Below are 2745 nucleotides of genomic sequence, written 5' to 3'. Positions count from 1 at the left end.
AGCGGGCGGTGGAATTTAAATAAAAAATTTTCATGTATTCGGGAATAAAATGCAAAGGATGGAAACTTTCTGTCCTGTATGGTAGAATGAAGCAAGCTTAAATAAAATTATAGGATTTGCGGAAAGCTGCAAGTTCTGCAGTATGTCGCAAAATTTGGCTTTTATAACGGCGGCAGAGCAGGCAAAGGACGAATAAAAGAGGAAAAGAAAGCAGAAAAGAAAGAGGCAGATGCAGTATGGCTATGGAAGAGACACCGGTATGGAAATTACTTATAAGACTGTCTGCACCGGTTATGCTGGCATTGTTAATTCAATGCATCTATAACATAGTAGACAGCTATTTTGTTGCCAGATATTCAGCGGAGGGGCTGGCAGCCCTTTCTATTATTTTTCCGATTCAGCTGCTAATGACCGCTTTGGCGACGGGAACAGGGGCCGGAATTAATATTCTGATTTCGAGAATGGACGGGGCCGGAGACACCAAATCGCAGAAGGATATTATTTCGACTGGTTTTTTTCTTGGAATTATGGGAGCACTGATTTTTGCAGCAGCAGGAGCACCGGGTATCCGGATTTATTATCAGATTTCATCAGAACAGGAATTGGTCAGGGAATATGGCATACAATATGCCCAGATTATTTTTGCACTGTCTCTGGGGATGTTTGTGGAGGCAGCAGGCACGAAAATGCTGCAGGCGAAAAGTGATATGGTTCTGCCCATGTGTGCTCAGGTAGCAGGAGCTGTCCTCAATATTGTATTGGATCCCTTTCTGATTTTCGGCTATTGCGGTTTCCCGGAGCTGGGAGTAAGGGGAGCGGCCGTTGCGACTGTGCTTGGACAATGGCTGGCGATGGCAATCGTGATGATTGGATTTATCAGACGATACTCCCCGTCATTTGGCAGGGTGACTCTGCATAACTGTGTCAGAATCCTGAAGGCCGGGATGCCGTCGATACTGCTGCAGTCGTTATATACGGTTTACATTGTGGGACTGAACCTGATTCTAAAATTATTTTCAGAAGATGCGGTAACGGTTCTGGGAATTTATTATAAACTGCAGACGTTTTTCTTTATCCCTCTTTTGGGCTTGCAGCAGGTAATTCTGCCCTTAATCAGCTATAACTACGGCGCAGGGAAGATGGAGCGGGCAAGGAGCGTTCTTCGATATTCAATTGTTATGTCGAGTGTTATTATGGTTGTGGCAACTGCCTTTTTTATAATAATGCCGAAATCATTGTTGTCAATATTTTCAACTCGGGAAGAGATTCTTACGATAGGGACTACGGCATTCCGTATCATTGCCCTGAGCTTTATTCCTGCATCATTCGGCCTGATATTCAGCGTTTATTTTCAGGGAATCAACAGAGGAAAGGAAAGCATCTGTATCACGCTCCTTCGCCAGGTGGTTCTGCTTGTTCCTCTGGCATGGTTCCTGCATTTTGCGGGCCTTGAATGGGTGTGGCTCACATTTCCGATTACGGAAGTGATCGTTTTAGCAGCATGTCTGGCGCTATACACAAAGCAGCAATCAGGAAACCGACATTGAAACGTGTTATTTGTAAAGGAGAGCTATGGGAACGGAGAATTTAAAAAGGCATATATATGATACGGTAAAGGAATGGCAGATGAAAATTGGAAGTCTGGATGAAAGTATCGGTCTTTATTATCCGGCTGAATCACTTAAAAGTCTGCTGGGTTTAGAGCAGTCTGCCACGCGCAGGCAACTGGATGGAGCGCTTGAGAAATTTTGCAGGGAAGTTTATCCGCAATTGGGAGAAACTGCTTTTTCATGTCAGGGTGAACGTTATTGCATTGAGATACCTGAAAAGGGATGTGCTTACATTGCAGAAAAAATTCCGGAGCCTGAATTTTTGAAAAATTTTCTGTCGGCTATATCGGACGGAGAACATTCGCTTGAACGGGTTCGGAGGTGTTTCAGCGATTTTGCTGATAAATATGGAGAAAGCTACAGAGAAGAGGATAGGGAAGCGGAAGGTATGGGATGTGTGTTCTGCTTTGAGAATGATGATTTTGAGCCTTATGTTTATTGTGTGGAATCGGATGAATTTGGTCTGACCTATCATCGGTTTACCAGGGAGGATTATGAGGAGCTTTCCCGGTAGGACTGCCCTGCACATTTTATAGGACAATGGCATATTCTGTTATTAGCAGTATGAACTGCTGAATAATAAGGATGTGATATTATGAATTATGATGATATGAATAATTTAAGATGTGGAAATCCGGATATGTCTTCTTCCTCCGGGCAGGAGGAAAATCAGTCCCTGAGATGTCAGGGAAATAGTACAGGAGACTATTCGGAGAGAAGATGTTGTCCTGGTCCGGGAAGAGTTTGCTGTCAGGGGCCAACAGGCCCACGAGGCTGTCCGGGACCGATGGGGCCGCGGGGCTGTCCGGGACCGATGGGGCCACGGGGCTGTCCCGGTGAACCTGGAGCCAGAGGACCTCAGGGGCCTCGGGGAGCAACCGGAGCCAGAGGACCTCAGGGGATTCCCGGAGCCACAGGCCCGCAGGGGCCGCAGGGAATTCAGGGCCTTCGTGGAGCGACGGGAGCTACCGGAGCAACCGGAAGGACACCGACCGTTACGGTAGCAGGAACAATTACGGGAGAACCGGGAACTCCGGCCGCAGTTTATGAAAATGTTACACCGAGCGGAGTAGAGCTTTTGTTTACCATTCCGGCAGGAGTAACCGGCCCGACAGGTCCGACAGGAGCAGCCGGA

The 2745-nt window shown here is 46.8% G+C and carries 2 protein-coding genes and 1 pseudogene; all 3 read left to right on the top strand.

Annotated features, from left to right (window positions below; translation table 11 throughout):
* Nucleotides 1-236: 236 nt before the first annotated feature.
* Entirely contained in the window at nucleotides 237-1547 is a 1311-nt protein-coding gene (locus CLOSYM_RS08515) for an MATE family efflux transporter (protein ID WP_021641806.1), read from the top strand.
* A 25-nt stretch (nucleotides 1548-1572) separates the two neighbouring features.
* A complete protein-coding gene (locus CLOSYM_RS08510; protein ID WP_021641805.1) occupies nucleotides 1573-2124 on the top strand; it encodes a DUF3877 family protein in 552 nt (183 codons plus the stop codon).
* An 81-nt stretch (nucleotides 2125-2205) separates the two neighbouring features.
* A pseudogene (locus tag CLOSYM_RS08505) lies at nucleotides 2206-2745 on the top strand (collagen-like protein); the annotation flags it as partial.

The sequence above is a fragment of the [Clostridium] symbiosum ATCC 14940 genome, from assembly GCF_000466485.1.
Classification (GTDB): Bacteria; Bacillota; Clostridia; order Lachnospirales; family Lachnospiraceae; genus Otoolea; species Otoolea symbiosa.
Note: the sequence above shows the minus strand (reverse complement) of the source record. Positions and strands in the feature narration are given on the sequence as shown.